The following is a 15,704-nucleotide window of genomic DNA, read 5'->3' on the forward strand; positions in this document are numbered from 1 at the left end:
CGAATAAGCGCATCAAGGTCGCCACAGCGGTTCGCCCGGGAGAGAGCGCGACGCTGCGCCTCCCACGAACCGAATGCCAGGTGCGACCGGCGTCTCAACCCCCGTTGTCGATGTGGCCACGAGCCGCATGCTCCCGTACGTGTTGGGGGTAGAGACGCCACCATGTTTCGTTGCCGGCCCGGCCGGCCTATCAAGGTGTGATTAATGACCTCGACTTCCGTCGTTTCCTCCAGCTTTGCCGAGCTGGAACTGCTCCCCGCTGTCCTTTCCGCCATCGAGAGCCAGGGCTATACCGAGCCTTCGCCGATCCAGGCCCAGACCATTCCCGCCCTGCTGGAAGGTCGTGACCTGCTGGGTCAGGCCCAGACCGGTACCGGCAAGACCGCCGCCTTCGCCCTGCCGCTGCTGTCGCGCCTCGAGCTGACCCGCCGCGAGCCCCAGGTACTGGTGCTGGCGCCGACCCGCGAGCTGGCCCAGCAGGTGGCCGTCTCCTTCAGCAAGTACGGCCAGAACCTCCAGGGCCTGGAAGTGGCTACCCTGTGCGGCGGCCAGGAATATCGCGAGCAGTTGGGGGCCCTCAAGCGCGGCGCCCAGGTCGTCGTCGGCACCCCCGGCCGGGTGATCGATCACCTGGATCGCGGCAGCCTCAAGCTCGACGGTCTCTCCGCCCTGGTGCTGGACGAAGCCGACGAGATGCTGCGCATGGGCTTTATCGATGACGTCAAGCGCGTCGTCGCCGACACCCCCAAGAACGCCCAGCGGGTGTTCTTCTCCGCCACCCTGCCGGCGGAGATCGAGCGCATCGTCGACCGTTACCTGGTGGACCCGGTGAAGGTGGCCATCGAGTCACGCACCACCACCGGTGAGAACATCGAGCAGCGCCTGGTGCGCGTCGAGGGCGCCGCCAAGCTGGAGGCGCTGTCGCGCATCCTCGAGGTCGAGCCGGTGGACGCCGCCATCGTCTTCGTGCGCACCCGGGCCGCCTGTACCACCCTGGTGGAGCAGCTCACCGCCCGCGGCGTCAACGCCGCCGGCCTCTCCGGTGACCTGGACCAGAGCCTGCGCGAGCGCACCATCACCCGCCTCAAGCGCAGCAAGGTGGACGTGCTGATCGCCACCGACGTGGCCGCCCGCGGCCTCGACGTGCCGCGCATCACCCACGTGGTCAACTACGACCTGCCCCAGGACAGCGAGGCCTATACCCACCGTATCGGCCGTACCGGCCGCGCCGGTCGCAGCGGCGTGGCGATCACCTTCGCCGGCTTCCGCGAGACCCGCAAGGTGCGCTGGCTGGAGCAGGCCACCGGCCAGCAGATGAGCGAGATGCCGCTGCCTGACGAGGCCGCCATCCGCGCCCATCGCGACCAGGTCTTCCAGCTGCGCGTGCGCGATGCCCTGGTGCAGGGGGCCGACGAACAGCGCGCCCTGGTGGAGGCCCTGGTGGCCGACGGCCAGGACCCGGTGGAGCTGGCCTGCGTGCTGGCCGCCCTGGCCCGCGCCGACGAGGCGCCCATCGGTCGCCTGCCGGCACCCCGCGAGCGCAACGAGCGTGCCCCCCGTGAGCGTGGCGAGCGCGGCGCGCCCCGCGATCGCGCCCCCCGTGAGGGCATGACCCGCTACCGGGTCTCCGTGGGCCACAAGGACGGCGTCAAGCCGGGCCAACTGGTCGGCGCCCTGGCCAACGAGGGGGGCATCGAAGGCAAGCGCATCGGTCGTATCGATATCCGCAACGCCTTCTCGGTGGTGGAGCTGCCCAACTCCCTGCCGCCGAGCATCCTGGCCAAGATGGCCCGTGCCCGGGTCGCCGGCCGCGAGCTGGAGATCCGCGAGGATGGTGGCGCCCCCGAGCGGGCCCCGCGGCGGCGTCAGGATGGCGATGCGCCGATTCGCCGCCGCCATAGCGCCTAACGCCTGAACTGGCGTCCCCGCCATCGGGCGGGTCGTAACCACGCAGGCCGGGGACGTTCCCCGGCCTGCGTTTTTTTGATCACCAGCGAGACTGGCGGAACCGCTGATCAAGGAGATATGCCATGTGGCAGGGACTCTCGAGACGCGCCCGTGGCTACCTGATCACCGGGGCCGGGGTACTGCTGCTCTCCCCGGACGCCCTCTTCGTCAAGGCCACCCAGGTGGAGGTGGAAGTCTTTATGTTCTGGCGGGCGCTGCTGCTGGGACTGGTGCTGGGCGCGGTGGCCCTGGCCCGCTATGGTCGCGGGCTGCCCGGGGCCGTGCGCGCCTGCGGCCCGGCGGCCCTGTGGTGCCCGCTGGCCTTCGCCGGCAGTGCCTGGGGGTTCGTGGCGGCGGTGCGTCTGACCGCCGCCGGCAACGTGCTGGTGATCCAGAACCTGGCGCCGCTGGTGGCGGGGCTGCTGGGGCTGTTGCTGTTTGGTCAGCGCCTGAGAGTCCAGACCTGGGCGGTGATCCTGCTCTGCGTGCTGGGGGCGGGACTGATGGCCGCCGGTGAGGTGGGGCAGGGCTCGCCCTTGGGGTTGGTGGTGGCCCTGGCGATCCCGCTGTCGATCGCCGTCAACATGACCGTGGCCAGCGCCCAGCGCGGCGTAGATACCACCGTGATCCTGCCCCTGGGCTGCCTGGTGATGTTGCTGCCGGCCCTGGCCCTGGGCGGCATGCAACTGCCGCCCCTGGCGGACCTGCTGCCGCTGCTGCTGATGGGTTTGGTATTCCTGCCGGCGGCCTACTACCTGATCCAGACCGGGCCCCGCTACCTGCCGGGGGCCGAGGCCAGCCTGGTGATGCTGCTGGAGACCCTGGTGGGCACCCTGCTGGTGTGGGCCTGGGTCGGCGAGGTGCCGCCGGCGCTGGCCTTCGTCGGTGGCGGGCTGATCCTCGCCGCCCTGCTGGGCAGCGGCCTGCTGGACCTGCTGCGGCAGCGCCGCAAGGTGGCCGAGGGCGCCCCGGACCCGCAGCAGGCCCTCGCCGAGGCCGCCGCGCGGGAGGCCGGGAACGACTCGCCGGGGCTAGCCGAGCAGCCGGGCGAAACGCGTTAACAGCGAGCCCGCCTCCGGCGTGGCGGTCACTGCCTCGAGCAATGCCTGCGGGTCCTGGCCCTGGTCGCGCAGGGCGGCCACCTGGCGGGCCAGGTAGGCACGCATCACCGCCGGGGTGAACTCTGGATGGAACTGCAGGCTCCACTGGCGCGGCCCGTAGCGCAGCGCCTGATGGGCATCATGGGCATTGCGGGCCAGTACCACGGCGTCCCTGGGCGCCTCGAGCACCGACTGGGCATGGGTCAACTGGGCCGGGAAGCGCGCGGGGAGGGTGCCGAGCAGGGCATCCTCGCGGCCGGCCCGGGTCAGCGTCACCGCCCGGGTGCCGGACTCGCGCCCCGCCGGATGGTAATCGCTGACCCCGCCGAAGGCCGCAGCCATCAACTGGTGGCCGTAGCAGACCCCGAGCATCGCCAGGTCCCGCGCTCGGGCCTCCCGCAGCCAGGGCTTGAGCGCCTCGCTCCAGGGCTCGGCATCGCTGACCATGGCATGGGAGCCGGTAAGGTAGAGGCCATCGACCTCGTCCAGGTCGGGTAACGACTCATGGCGGGCGTCGAAGACCTCGGCCGAGAAGCCCTCCCGGGCCAGGGCCTGCCGGAACAGCGCCTCGAAGTCGCCATGGGCCTCCACCACCTCGGGGAAGGCCTCGCCGGTCTTGACGATCAGCAGTCGGGTCATCGGGGCTTCCTCAACGAGCGGCCAGGTGCTGGCCCAGCGCCGCCATGAAACGGCTGGCCGCCTCCAGCTCGGCGACCTCGAGATACTCGTCCGGCTGGTGGGCCTGAGCGATGCTGCCGGGGCCACAGATCAGCGTGGGCAGGCCCCGGCGCTGGAACTGCCCCGCCTCGGTGGCGTAGGCCACGGCGCCGGCGGGGCGCTCGCCCAGCAGCGCCTGGCAGAGTTCGAGCACCTCGGCGTTATTGTCGTCGGCCAGGGCCGGCACCGTCTCGTTGAGGGCCTCGGTGACGATGGCGGCCTGGGGCGCCCGCTCGCGCATCTCCGCCTCGAGTTCGGCGGCCCGGGTCTGGACCCGGCCCAGCAGCTCGTCGAAGCGATCCGACGGCAGGTGGCGAATCTCCCACTCGAAGACGCACTCCCGGGCCATGATATTGATCGCCGTGCCGCCGGCGATCTTGCCCACGTGCAGGCTCGAGTGGACCACGTTGAAGGCCTCGTCGACGCGCCCCTCGGCCTTGAGCTCCGCCATCACCTCCTCGATATAGGTGACCAGCCGCGCCGCCACATGGATCGCCGAGACCCCCTGGTCGACCTGGCTGGAGTGGCTGGCGCGGCCGGTGACGGTGGTGCGCAGGTTGGTGGCGCCCTTGTGGGCCACCACCGGCTGCATTAGGGTCGGCTCGCCGACGATCACCGCGGCGGGGCGCGGATGCTCGGCCATGAGTGCCTCGATCATGCGCGGGGCGCCGATGCAGCCCACCTCCTCGTCGTAGGAGAGGGCCAGGTAGAGGGGCACCGGCAGGTCCTGCTGCACCCACTCGGGCACCTGGGCCAGGGCACAGGCGATAAAGCCCTTCATGTCACAGGTGCCGCGGCCGTAGAGGCGGCCGTCGCCCTTGTCGGTGAGGGTGAAGGGGTCGCTGGACCAGGGCTGGCCATCCACTGGTACCACGTCGGTATGCCCGGAGAGCACGACGCCCCCGGCCACCTCGGGCCCGATACGCGCCAGGAGGTTGGCCTTGCGCCCGTCGTCGCTCTCGATGCGCTGGTGGGGCACGCCATGGTCGTCGAGATAGGCCTCGACCCAGCGGATCAGCTCCAGGTTGGAATCCCGGGACACGGTGGCGAAACCCACCAGGGTCTCGAGCAGTTGGCTGGCGGTCATGATCTGACTCCTGTCGATGATGGGAGCAGCCTACCACGGCCGCCCCGATGCCGGCAGCGGGGGGAGGTGTGGCGCCTAAGGCAGCGATCAGTGGTGATGGGGCTAGAGCAGCTCCCGGGTCGCCTCCATGATCCGCCCGTCCACGCCGCGCTGGATCTTGTCCTCGATCTCCGCGAGCAGCGACTCCACCTTCTGCGATGTGGTAGCCGTGGCCACGAAGGTCCACTCGCTGGCCTCCAGGCGGTCGAGGTCGCCGCTCTCGCAGACCGCCACCGCCGGCTGGCGGCCGAAGCGTTCATGCAGGCCGCCCATGCGCTGGCGCTTCTCCTTGAGGGAGCGACAGCCGGGCAGCGAGAGTCGCAGGGTCAGGATGCCGATATGCATGGTGTCGTCTCCGTGGCCTTGTGAATCCTGTTCCTTAGACACTGACCAGCCTGGCGCGGCTGGTGCCGTTGCCCAGTGGCTCTACCTGGATCTGCACCGGGATGCGTTCGTGCATCTCCTGCACATGGGAGATCACCCCGACCCGGCGACCCAGGGCCTGGAGGCCGTCCAGGGCCTCCATGGCCAGGGCCAGGGACTGGGGGTCGAGGCTGCCGAAGCCCTCGTCGATAAACAGCGACTCGATCGTAAGCTCCCCGGAGGCCATGGAGGCCAGCCCGAGGGCCAGGGCCAGGGAGACCAGGAAGGTCTCGCCGCCGGAGAGGGAGTGCACCGAGCGGGTCTCGTCGCCCATGTCATGGTCCACCACCAGCAGGCCGAGTTCGCTGCCGCCGCGGGTCAGGCGGTAGCGGCGGCTCAGGCTGCCCAGATGGGCGTTGGCGTGCTCCAGCAACTGCTCCAGGTTGTAGGCCTGGGCGATGCGCCGAAAGGTCTTGCCGTCGGCGGAGCCGATCAGCTCGCTGATCTGGCCCCAGCGACGATACTCGGCGCGGGCCGTCTCCAGCGCCGCCTGGCCCTCTTGCTGTCGGGCACGCTTGCGATCGTCGTCATTCAGGGCATAGACGGCGGCATCGCGCGCCTGCTGGGCCGCCTCCAGCTTCGGTGCCAGCTCGGCCTGGGCCTCGCTGGATGCCTCCCCTTGCCGGGCCAGCTCGGCGTCCATGGACCCGGCCAGCAGGGCCTCGTCCCCGGCCTCCGGGGCCAGTTCGCTGTCCATGGCCGCGGCCAGCAGGGCCTTCTCCTCCTCGTCCTCCGGGGCCAGTTCGCTGTCCATGGCCGCGGCCAGCAGGGCCTTCTCCTCCTCGTCCTCCGGAGCGAGACCCCGGCGATGGGCCAGCAGCTGCTGGCGGCGCTCGGCCAGGGTGGCGGCGGCCTGCTGGCGGCTACGCTCGGCGTCGTCCAGCGCCGCTTCCTGGGCCCTGGCCTCGCCCTCGGGCTGGGCCAGCAGGCGGGCCAGGGTGGCGTCGTCCAGCTCGGGGTGCCGCTGCCGCCAGGCGTCCAGCTCGCGGCTCAGGCTCTCCAGCTCCCGGCGCAGCTGGGCCAGCCGCTCGGCCTCGAAGCCATCCTGCTGAAGGAGGCGCTGGTGTTCCTGCTCGGCGGCGTGGTGGTGGGCGAGGGCGCCATCCCGCGCCTGGCGGGCGCTTTCCTGGCGCTCGTCGAGCCGCTGCTGCCAGGCGTCCGGGCTGGCCTGCTCACCCAGCAGCGCCTTGAGCGTATGGCTCAGGGCATCGCGCTCGTCACGCAGGGGAGGAAGCCGTGCCTCCAGCTCGGCCAGTTCTCTGTCGGCCGCCGATTTCTCGGTCGCCAGGCGAGTCAGCGCCAGTTCGCCCTGGCGCAGGGACTCCTCCAAGGGGGCCAGTTCGGCTTCGGCGCGGGTCAGCTCGTCCAGCGTCTGGCGCGACCGCTGACGCTGGGCCTCGCTTTCGTCACGCTGGGTCCGCAACCAGGCATCGCGTTCGGCGTCCCCCACGGCGGCGAGCTCGCCATAGAGCGGGTGTGTCTCCAGGGCGGTGCGGGCGGCGCTCAGCTGGCGCTCGTCCTCCTCGAGCTCCTGGCGGTACCCCTGGATGGCGGCATCCACGACATGGTATTCGCCGACCAGGTCGTCACGCCGTTGCTGGGCCGCATCGCGGGCTTCCCGGGCCTCGTCGAGCTGGCGCGCCTCATCGGCTTCCTGGGCGGCGAGCTGGGTGGCCTCGAGACTGGCGGGAGGTCGCTGCCGGTAAGGGTGCTCGAGACCCCCGCAGACGGGGCAGGGCTCGTCCTCCCGGAGGTTCTCGCGTAGCCGCGTCACGCTCTCGCTGCGCACCGCGCGGCTGCGCTCGATCACGGCGGTCACGCTATCGAGGTGGCCCTGGGCCTTGTCGAGTCGCTGTCGGGCCGCCTGGCCGTCGGCCAGCAGGCGCTCGTGGCGCGCTTGCGCCTCCTCCAGGCGCCGGGTCAACTGGCGTTGGGCCTCGGCGGCGCGTTGGAACCCTTGCCAATGGTTGGCCAGCTCGCCCAGCGCCAGATGGCGCCGGGCGGCGCCGTCGTGGGCCTGATGGGCGGCCTGGCGAGCGTCTTCCAGGCGCGGGTGGGAGCCCATCAGCCGTTGCATGGCGGCCTGCCAGTCGTCCCGCTGCCGCTGGCGAGTCTGCTGGGCCGCCGCGGTGCGACGGTGCGTCTCGTTCAGTTGGTCGGCGTGCTCGAGTCTCTGGCGCTGCGTCGTCTCGAGGTCGGCAAGCTGCTTCTCCAGGCTGGCCAGTTGCTGGGCTCGCTCACGGGCCTGGCGCAGGGCGGGTTCGGCCCGTTGGCGCGCGTCGCTGGCGTGGCTGAGGGCCTGCTCGGTTTGAGAGAGTGCCTCGGCGGCGCCCTGCTGCTTGGCCTGGGCGCCGTCCAGGGCCTGGCGGGTCTCGGCGTGGCTGGCCTCGAGGGTGGCGATCTCTTCGGGCAGGGCGGCCTGGCGCGCCAGGGCATGGCGTTGCGGGGCGATCAGGCGTCGCCACTCCCGTTCGGCGCGGGCCTCGCCCAGCGCCTGCCAGCGCGTTTCGGCCTCTTGCCGGCTCGCCAGGCCCTGCCGGTAGGCCTCACTCAGCCGTCGGTCCGTGGCGTGCCACTGCCGGCGCCGCTCCAGCTCGGTGGCCTCCCGGTTGAGCTCGGCGAGGCGCGCCTCGGCCGCCTCGGCCTCGCTCTCCAGGGTGGCCCGAGCCTCGGCCTCGGTGGGCAGCTCATCGGCGAGCCGGGTCTCCAGCTCGGCCACGCCCTTCCTGGCCTCGCTGGCGCGGCGGTAGGCGGCGATCGAGATCCGCGAATACTCGGCGGTGCCGGTCAGGCGCTCCAGCAGGTCACTGCGCTCGTTGTCGTCGGCCTTGAGGAAGGCGGCGAACTCGCTCTGGGCCAGCAGCACGGCGCGGGTGAACTGGTCGAAGGTCAGCCCCAGGCGCTGGGGCAGCAGCTCGGCGAATTCGCGCTTCTGGGTGGTCAGCAGGCGGTCGTCGTCCAGGTCGTGCAGCGACTGCTCCACCGCCTGCAGGCGCCCCCCGGCCTTCTCCCGGGCGCGGCGCACCGCCCAACGGGCCCGGTAGCGGCGGCCGTCGCGGCCCAGGAAGTCCACCTCGGCATGGCCGCTGGCCGCGCCCCGGCGCAGCAGGGTGCGGGGGTCGGCGGTGCCGATCGTTTCGCCCTCCACGTCGGGCAGGGGCGCCTCGCGGCCGGGGGCCTGGCGCAGCCGCGGGGTATTGCCGTAGAGCGCCAGGCAGAGGGCATCGAGGAGGGTGCTCTTGCCGGCCCCGGTGGGGCCGGTAATCGCGAAGAGGCCGGCGTCGCGCAGCGGCGAGTCGGTGAAGTCAAGTTCCAGGGGGCCGGGCAGGGAGGCGAGGTTCTGCAGGCGCAGGGCGAGGATTCTCATGGGCGGCCCTCCGGGAGGGGCTCTCTCAAGTTCCCCGCGCCGGTGGGGCTGGTAATCGCGAAGAGGCCGGCGTCGCGCAGCGGCGAGTCGGTGAAGTCGAGCGCCAGGGGGCCGGGCAGGGAGGCCAGGTTCTGCAGGCGCAGGGCGAGGATTCTCATGGGCGACCCTCCAGGAGGGGCTCTCTCAAGTTCCCCGCGCCGGTGGGGCCGGTAATCGCGAAGAGGCCGGCGTCGCGCAGCGGCGAGTCGGTGAAGTCGAGTTCCAGAGGGCCGGGCAGGGAGGCGAGGTTCTGCAGGCGCAGGGCGAGGCTTCTCATGGGCGGCCCTCCAGGAGGGGCTCTCTCAAGTTCCCCGCGCCGGTGGGGCCGGTAATCGCGAAGAGGCCGGCGTCGCGCAGCGGTGAGTCGGTGAAGTCGAGCGCCAGGGGGCCGGGCAGGGAGGCGAGGTTCTGCAGGCGCAGGGCGAGGATTCTCATGACGGCTCCTCCCCGTCGAGGATGTCCTGGAGCAGGCGGTCGAAGTCGGTCATCACCGCCTCGTCCGGGGGCGCATCCCAGTGGCGCGCCCAGGTGTGCTGGAAGAGCTTGCGCGGGCCCAGGGAGGCCAGATCGACCCGGGTTGCGTTTGGCTTGTCGCCGCCCTGGGGCAGGCGCCGTTCCAGGCGCAGCAGGCGCAGCGCCTTGCCTTCCAGGGCGGCGTCGATGCGGGCGCGCAGGTCGGGGACCGGTGCCTCCAGTTCCACCCGCACCTCCAGCCAGGGCCACTGCTCTCGGGGCAGGGCCGGGTCCTGGGGCAGGGTCTCCAGCTCGGCCAGCACCGCCTCGAGGGGGGCGGGGCCGACCCGATGCATGGCCACCGGGCGGGGAATGGGCAGGATCTCCACGCCGGCCAGCGCGGCGCCGGCCAGGGTCACCTCCACTACCTGGTGGGGATAGCCCACCTCGCTGAAATCCAGGGGCAGGGGGCTGCCACTATAGCGGATGCGCTCCTCGCTCACCCGCTGGGGGCGGTGCAGATGGCCGAGTGCCACATAGGCGATCTCGGCGGGAAAGAGGGCGGCGGAGAGCGACTCCTCGCCGCCGATCACGATGGGGCGCTCGCTGGCCTCGGAGACGGCGGCGCCGTGGAGGTGGGCATGGCTCATGGCCACCAGGGCCTGGTCGGGGTGGCGGCGCGCCTGGGCGGCCTCGATCAGTTGGCGATGCACCCGCTCGATACCGGCCACGTAGTCGTTGCCTCCTTCCGCGGCGGGGTCCGCCGCCAGGCCGTTGCCGGTGACCTCGGCGGGGCGCAGGAAGGGCAGCGCCAGGCACCAGGCCCGGGTCTCGCCCGCGGCATCGGTGAGCGGCACCAGCAGGCGCTCGGCATCCAGGCGGCCGTCGTCGAGCCAGCGCACCCGGCCCAGGGCATGGGTGCGCAATCGCTTCATCAGCGGTGCCGGCAGCTCGATACGGTTGCCGCTGTCGTGATTGCCGGCGATCAGCACCATATCCAGGCTCGGCAGCCGCTCATGGGCGCCGACGATAAAGTCGTACAGCAGCTCCTGGGCGCGCAGCGAGGGATTGACCACGTCGAAGATATCGCCGGCCACCAGCAGGGCGTCGGCCTGGCGTTCCACCAGGGTATCGAGCAGCCAGGTGAGGAAGGCGTGATGCTCCGCATGGCGCTCCTGGCCATGGAAGGTCTGGCCGAGATGCCAGTCCGAGGTGTGAATCAGCTTCACGGCGAGGGTCCTTGTTCTACCTGGGCGCCGGTGCTTTCACCGCCGCGCCGTCCATCCGGGCGGGTCCCTTTGTCGCTGACCCGAGGCGGTCATCTTGCCATGCCAGGCTATGGCTGTCGTCGCCGGGTAGGGCGATCGCAGTTGGAATGGATGAGGGGCGCCCCGGACCGCAAAGCTAACGGTGATAGCCCTGTGTTGCCGGGTGCGGTCGTTGATGAAAGCGGCTTGCAGGGGCCGCGGGACTGGAGTTGACTGGGATAAACCAAGGCCGAAGCGGCGAGGGGCTGCTCACCTGGAATCGTCGAGAAACTTGACACAGAGAGTTTTATGGAAAATATTTCCATATAAGGCTCCTGAAGAGAGCCGCTGGCAGGAGCGACGCCTCTGCCGACCACGACACCACCATGATGCGCAGCCCACTGCGCGAGGAGGCCTCGATGCTGACCAACCCACTGACCAGCAAGCGTCCGGAATCGATCGGCGTTCATCAGGGTCGCCTGGCGGCCTGTCCCCCCACCCGTAACAGCGTCTGCAGCCAGGCCGAGGACGAGGCCCACTATATCGCCCCCCTGGAGCCGGGAGATCGTTGTCCCGCCGAGATGATGCGCCGCCTCAAGACCGCGCTGATGGGCTGCGAGGAGGCGGAGGTGGTCACCGCCAGTGACTCTTACCTGCACGCCGAGTGCCACTCGGCCCTGGGCTTCGTCGATGATCTGGAGCTGCTGTGGAGCGAGGAAGAGGGTGTCTGCCATGTGCGCAGCGCCTCGCGGCTGGGCATCACCGACCTGGGCAAGAACCGCGCCCGGGTGGAGAAGCTGCGCATGCTGCTGGAAGGCTGGGGCTTCTGCGATTGAGCTGATTGATGGGTAGGGCACCGCTGCATGACTGGGCGCTGACGCCCGGCCAGGCCATCGCCCTGCAGCGCCAACTGGCGACGCGGGTCGAGCACCGCGACCGCCTGGACCCGGTGAGCCATATCGCCGGGGTCGATATCGGCTTCGAGGAGCAAGGCACCATCACCCGAGCCGCGGTGGTGGTGTTGGCCTGGCCACCCGAGGATCCGTCGTCAGGGCCAACGCTGGTCGAGCGGGTCGTTCACCGGGAGCCCACCCGCTGGCCCTATATTCCCGGCCTGCTCTCCTTTCGCGAGGTGCCCGCCGCCCTGGAGGCCTTCGCCCGCCTGACGATTCGCCCCCAGTTGGTGATGGTGGATGGTCAGGGCATCGCCCATCCGCGCCGCCTCGGCGTGGCCTCCCACCTGGGGCTGTGGCTCGACCTGCCGACGATCGGCGTGGCCAAGTCGCGGCTCTGTGGCCGCCATCATGAAGTGGGGCCCGAGCGCGGCGACTGGACGCCGCTGGTCGATGGCGACGAGTCGCTCGGCGTGGTGCTGCGCTCCCGGGCCGGCGTCAAGCCGATCTATGTCTCCCCGGGGCATCGCCTGGGCATCGAGTCGGCCCGGGAATGGGTGGTGCGCTGCCTAGGCAGGACCAAGCTCCCCGAGCCCACCCGCCTGGCGGACCGCCTCGCTTCCCGGCGGGGCCCCCTCTGACCTCCCGTTCTCAAGGCTTTGTCCGAAAAGTCGGCGAGCGAAGGTTAGACAAGGCAAAAATTGGCGAAAAGACGGAGTTTACGGGGTGTAAATGAGTACTTTGAGCCGATTTTTAACGCCGTATGGCCGAGCGCAGCCAGTTTTCGGACATAGCCTAGACGATATCCAGCGGTAACTTGCGCCTCGGCGCCGGGAAGACCGCCTCCAGGCGCGCCAGGGCCTCGTCGCCGAGCGCGATATCCAGCGCCCTGGCGTTCTGCTCCACATGTGCCGACTGCACCGCCTTGGGAATGGCGATCACCTCGCGTTGGCCGTTTTCGGCGCGAATCGCCCAGGCCAGCAGCACCTGGGCGGGGGTGACGCCCAGCTCGCCGGCGACTTCCAGCAGGGCCGGCTGGCTCAGCAGGTCGCGGCGCAGGCGCCCGGCCTGGGCCAGGGGGCAGTAGGCCATCACCGGCATGCCGCGCTCGCGCATCCAGGGGCGCAGGGCATAATCGATGCCCCGGGAGCCCAGATGGTAGAGCACCTGGTTGACGGCACAGGCCTCGCCGCCGGGCAGGCCATGGAAGGCGGCCAACTCGTCCACATCGAAATTGGAGACCCCGAAGCGACGGACCTTGCCCGCCTCCTGCAGTCGCTGGAAGGCCTCCAGGGTCTCCTCCAGGGGAATATGGCCGGGCCAGTGCAGCAGGTAGAGGTCCAGGTAGTCGGTGCCCAGGCGCTCGAGGCTGCGCTCGCAGGCGGCGATGGCGCCGTCGCGACCGGCGTTCCAGGGGTAGACCTTGGAGACCAGGAAGGCCTGGTCGCGGCGTCCCACCAGGGCCTCGCCCACCACCTCTTCGGCGCCGCCTTCCGCATACATCTCGGCGGTATCGATCAGCGACAGGCCCAGCTCCAGCCCCTGCTGCAGGGCGCGCACCTCGTCGCGGCGCGGCGCCAGCCCTTCGCCCATAAACCAGGTGCCCTGGCCGATGGCGGGCAGGTCGACGGCGGCCTGCCCGGCATTGGCCGGCAGGGTGACATGGGGACGTGTGCTCATCGTGGCCTCCCGAACTCGCTATATGGTTGTGGAATGTATTTCTACAAATATGCTCGACCAGGCGGGGGCGGAATGCAATATCTGCGTAATAGCGTCAGTATGGCCGAGGGGCGCTGGGGGCAGGATGGAGCGGGGGTTTTTTGCCAGGGGTGAGGGCCACTGCTCCGAACGGGCTGGCCATGGATGGCCAGCACCGGTCCTGCGAGCGGAGCAGGATGCGAGAGTGAAGCAGGGCAAAAGTAGCGCCCAAGGAGGGGTTCACAGCGCCCCGCGACGGCCTGTCCTCAGGTTAGCCCCGGAGCCATTGCATCGGGGTATACTGCCAGGCCCTCCACCGCTCGAGCCCTTGCCATGACCGCCACCGACGCCTGCCTCGCCGCCACCCGTACCTGGGTGGAGACCTTCGTGGTCGCCGAGAACCTCTGCCCCTTCGCCGGCCGCGAGGTGCAGCGCGGCAGCATCGACTACCGGGTGATCGACGGTGGCGACTGGCCCCGGGCCCTGGCGGCGCTGATCGCTGCCTGCCGCGAGCTCGAGGCGACGGCGGAGGTCGAGACCTGCCTGCTGGTGATCCCCGAGGGCCTCGAGGCCTTCGACGACTACCTGGACTTCCTGGGCCTGGCCGAGACCCTGATGACCGATCAGGGCTACGAGGGCATCTTCCAGTTGGCCAGTTTCCATCCCGACTACTGCTTCGCCGATGCCGAGCCGGAGGATCCCGCCAATTACACCAACCGTTCGCCCTGGCCCATGCTGCATCTGCTGCGGGAGGCGAGCCTGGAGCAGGCCCTGGCCGCCTATCCCGATCCCGAGGGCATTCCCGAGCGCAATATGGCCAGGCTCAGGGAAATCGGCGGCGCGCCGCTGGCCCGCGCCCTGGCGGCCCTGCGCGAAAAATAGGGCAGACTAGGTCTGCGCCTGCCAGGCCTGCTGATGGCGGCGGGCGGCGTCCACCAGGGCGCGAATCAGCCGCTGCTGGGGACGATTGAAGATCAGCCACTCCGGGTGCCACTGCACGCCGATCAGGAAGTCGTGGTGGACCGACTCGATGCCCTGCACCAGGCCCTCGCGGTCCCGGGCGACGATCTCGATGCCCTGGCCGGCCCGCTGCACCGCCTGATGGTGCAGGCTATTGATGCGACACCAGCTCACCCCGAGTATGCGATACAGCTGGCTGCCGCCGACGATATCCACCGTCTTGCGGGGCAGCACGGTGCGCCGCCGCTTGAGGCCCTGGTGGGTGGTGTAGATATCGCCGTCCAGGGTGCCGCCCAGGTAGACGTTGATCATCTGGGCGCCGCGGCAGATGCCCAGCACCGGGCAGTCCCGGGGAATGAAACGCGCCAGCAGCGCCAGCTCCAGCTCGTCCCGCTGCGGGTCGACCCGCACGTCCAGCTGCATCTCGCCGCCGTAGAGGTGCGCCTCGATATCGTCGCCGCCGCCGATGATCAGGCCATCCAGGGCCTCCGGCACCGGCCGTGACGGCGACAGGCGAATCGGCCGCCCGCCATGCCGCCACACCGCCAGCCAGTCGAAGAACCAGGCGATGCGGCTCTTGTGATCCGAGGTGGTGATGCCGATGCGCGGACGGGTCATTCGTCCATCCAGTCGCGCAGCTTGTCGAGCCAGCGGGTCATCGGCGACTGGCGGTGATGGGCCACGAAGGCCGCGGCCCGCTCGGCCAGCAGGGCCTCGTCGGCGGCCAGGCGTTCCACCTCCAGCCAGCGATTCCACTCCACCACGGCGCCCCAGCCGGGAGTGGAGAGCTGGGCATTGGGTAGCCGGTAGTGGAAGGTGGGGCGCGGCTTGACCAGGTCGCCGCCGAGTAGGGGGTTGGGATGCTCGGGGCAGAGATAGGCGAAGAGCGGGAAGAGGTCCAGCTCCCGGTTGCGGGTGGGGTTATCCACCAGGTAGTCGTCGATCAGGGTGGTCAGGTCCGGCGAGTAGTCCGGGGCGAGCACCTTGAGGGCATACTCCTTGGGGAAGGGGTTGGCATGGGGCAGCACCTCCCGGGTGATATCGATGTCGATATCCTGGCGCAGCCACTCCGCCAGCAGCAGGTAGGCACGCAGGTGCGCCAGCAGGCCGGCCACCGAGGTATCGGCCAGCTCCGGGTTGAGGTGCAGGCCGAAGCCGTAGAGCAGGCTGGCATCGGTGCCCTTGGCGCCGTGGGTGCGCAGTCCCTCGAAGAGGGCATCCAGCTCGCCGAGCTCCGGCCAGGGCACCGGCGGACAGACCACCTCGGTGGGTACCAGCCCCGCCACCACGTCGCCGATCAGCTCCCGGGTACGATGGTGCAGGTCGAGGCGAAGCTGGTGACGCAGTTGCTCCCATTCGCTGTTGCCCTTGGGGGCGCGGTCGGTGACCCGGGCGTCCGGGTGAGCATACTTGGCGTCCAGCTCGAGGATGAAATCGCCCCAGCGGGCGCCCTCCACCTTGAGGCGGTGGGGGCTGACCGGGCGCGGCGTGCCGCCGAAGCGCTCGACCACCAGCTCGGCGGCCTGGGCCGGGGCCACGCCGGCGAACTCGATCTCCACCCCGACGCGGCGGGGCCGGCCCTCGGGGTTGGTGGCGTGCGGGGGCGCTTGCGGCTCCATGCGTCGACTCCTCGTGACCTCACACGGCTCGAATTTTGAGCCTATCATACTCGCCAGGCCCGTTATCACCGCCGATGGTTTTCCCTGACCGGCGGGTCCATTACTCTTGCCGAAT

Annotated in this window: 16 protein-coding genes; 5 read left to right on the forward strand and 11 right to left on the reverse strand. The window is 70.4% G+C overall.

Going from position 1 to position 15,704, the window contains the following annotated elements:
- Positions 1-204 precede the first annotated feature (204 nt).
- A complete protein-coding gene (locus tag ACZ5EF_RS04295) occupies positions 205-1,908 on the forward strand; it encodes a DEAD/DEAH box helicase (RefSeq protein ID WP_195861249.1) in 1,704 nt (567 codons plus the stop codon).
- A 122-nt stretch (positions 1,909-2,030) separates the two neighbouring features.
- On the forward strand, positions 2,031-3,008 hold the full coding sequence (locus tag ACZ5EF_RS04300) for a DMT family transporter (protein WP_346063888.1): 978 nt from the start codon (positions 2,031-2,033) through the stop codon (positions 3,006-3,008).
- Here ACZ5EF_RS04300 and ACZ5EF_RS04305 read toward each other — a convergent pair.
- From ACZ5EF_RS04305 to ACZ5EF_RS04340, 8 genes are all read right to left on the reverse strand, one after another.
- A complete protein-coding gene (locus ACZ5EF_RS04305) occupies positions 2,979-3,686 on the reverse strand; it encodes a glutamine amidotransferase (RefSeq protein ID WP_346063887.1) in 708 nt (235 codons plus the stop codon). The genes ACZ5EF_RS04300 and ACZ5EF_RS04305 overlap by 30 nt on opposite strands.
- A 10-nt stretch (positions 3,687-3,696) precedes the next feature.
- The gene (argE, locus tag ACZ5EF_RS04310) at positions 3,697-4,851 is read right to left on the reverse strand and encodes an acetylornithine deacetylase (RefSeq protein ID WP_346063886.1); all 1,155 of its coding nucleotides are present in this window, start codon (positions 4,849-4,851) and stop codon (positions 3,697-3,699) included.
- Positions 4,852-4,953: 102 nt separating this feature from the next.
- Positions 4,954-5,235: a DUF503 domain-containing protein gene (locus tag ACZ5EF_RS04315; protein ID WP_346063885.1), complete on the reverse strand. Its 282-nt coding sequence runs from the start codon at positions 5,233-5,235 to the stop codon at positions 4,954-4,956.
- A 34-nt stretch (positions 5,236-5,269) separates the two neighbouring features.
- Complete coding sequence (locus tag ACZ5EF_RS04320) at positions 5,270-8,680, reverse strand: AAA family ATPase (protein WP_346063884.1); 3,411 nt, start codon at positions 8,678-8,680, stop codon at positions 5,270-5,272.
- Entirely contained in the window at positions 8,677-8,838 is a 162-nt protein-coding gene (locus tag ACZ5EF_RS04325; RefSeq protein WP_346063883.1) for a hypothetical protein, read from the reverse strand. Before ACZ5EF_RS04325 ends, ACZ5EF_RS04320 begins: the two co-directional genes overlap by 4 nt.
- Positions 8,835-8,996, reverse strand: a complete 162-nt coding sequence (locus tag ACZ5EF_RS04330) for a hypothetical protein (RefSeq protein WP_346063882.1) — start codon at positions 8,994-8,996, stop codon at positions 8,835-8,837. Before ACZ5EF_RS04330 ends, ACZ5EF_RS04325 begins: the two co-directional genes overlap by 4 nt.
- Entirely contained in the window at positions 8,993-9,154 is a 162-nt protein-coding gene (locus ACZ5EF_RS04335; RefSeq protein WP_346063881.1) for a hypothetical protein, read from the reverse strand. The genes ACZ5EF_RS04330 and ACZ5EF_RS04335 overlap by 4 nt, the downstream gene beginning before the upstream one ends.
- Positions 9,151-10,401, reverse strand: a complete 1,251-nt coding sequence (locus tag ACZ5EF_RS04340) for an exonuclease SbcCD subunit D C-terminal domain-containing protein (RefSeq protein ID WP_346063880.1) — start codon at positions 10,399-10,401, stop codon at positions 9,151-9,153. The genes ACZ5EF_RS04335 and ACZ5EF_RS04340 overlap by 4 nt, the downstream gene beginning before the upstream one ends.
- A 404-nt stretch (positions 10,402-10,805) precedes the next feature.
- Between ACZ5EF_RS04340 and ACZ5EF_RS04345 the strand changes: the two genes are divergently transcribed.
- A complete protein-coding gene (locus tag ACZ5EF_RS04345; protein ID WP_346063879.1) occupies positions 10,806-11,255 on the forward strand; it encodes a DUF1499 domain-containing protein in 450 nt (149 codons plus the stop codon).
- Positions 11,256-11,263: 8 nt separating this feature from the next.
- On the forward strand, positions 11,264-11,953 hold the full coding sequence (nfi, locus tag ACZ5EF_RS04350) for a deoxyribonuclease V (RefSeq protein WP_346063878.1): 690 nt from the start codon (positions 11,264-11,266) through the stop codon (positions 11,951-11,953).
- Positions 11,954-12,107: 154 nt separating this feature from the next.
- Here the strand turns inward: nfi and ACZ5EF_RS04355 are convergent, their stop codons facing one another.
- Positions 12,108-12,992 (reverse strand): aldo/keto reductase, encoded by an 885-nt coding sequence (locus ACZ5EF_RS04355; RefSeq protein WP_346063877.1) that lies wholly within the window; start codon positions 12,990-12,992, stop codon positions 12,108-12,110.
- Positions 12,993-13,343: 351 nt separating this feature from the next.
- Here ACZ5EF_RS04355 and ACZ5EF_RS04360 point away from each other — a divergent pair, with 351 nt between their 5' ends.
- On the forward strand, positions 13,344-13,892 hold the full coding sequence (locus tag ACZ5EF_RS04360) for a DUF1415 domain-containing protein (RefSeq protein WP_346063876.1): 549 nt from the start codon (positions 13,344-13,346) through the stop codon (positions 13,890-13,892).
- 6 nt (positions 13,893-13,898) lie between these two features.
- Here ACZ5EF_RS04360 and ACZ5EF_RS04365 read toward each other — a convergent pair whose 3' ends face one another.
- Positions 13,899-14,588, reverse strand: coding sequence for a gamma-glutamyl-gamma-aminobutyrate hydrolase family protein (locus tag ACZ5EF_RS04365; RefSeq protein ID WP_346063875.1), 690 nt, complete (start codon positions 14,586-14,588; stop codon positions 13,899-13,901).
- Positions 14,585-15,589 carry an amidoligase family protein gene (locus ACZ5EF_RS04370; protein ID WP_346063874.1) on the reverse strand — a complete coding sequence of 335 codons (1,005 nt, stop codon included), beginning with the start codon at positions 15,587-15,589 and terminating at the stop codon, positions 14,585-14,587. Before ACZ5EF_RS04370 ends, ACZ5EF_RS04365 begins: the two co-directional genes overlap by 4 nt.
- Between the last annotated feature and the right edge of the window lie 115 nt (positions 15,590-15,704).

Source organism: Bisbaumannia salifodinae, assembly GCF_055388505.1.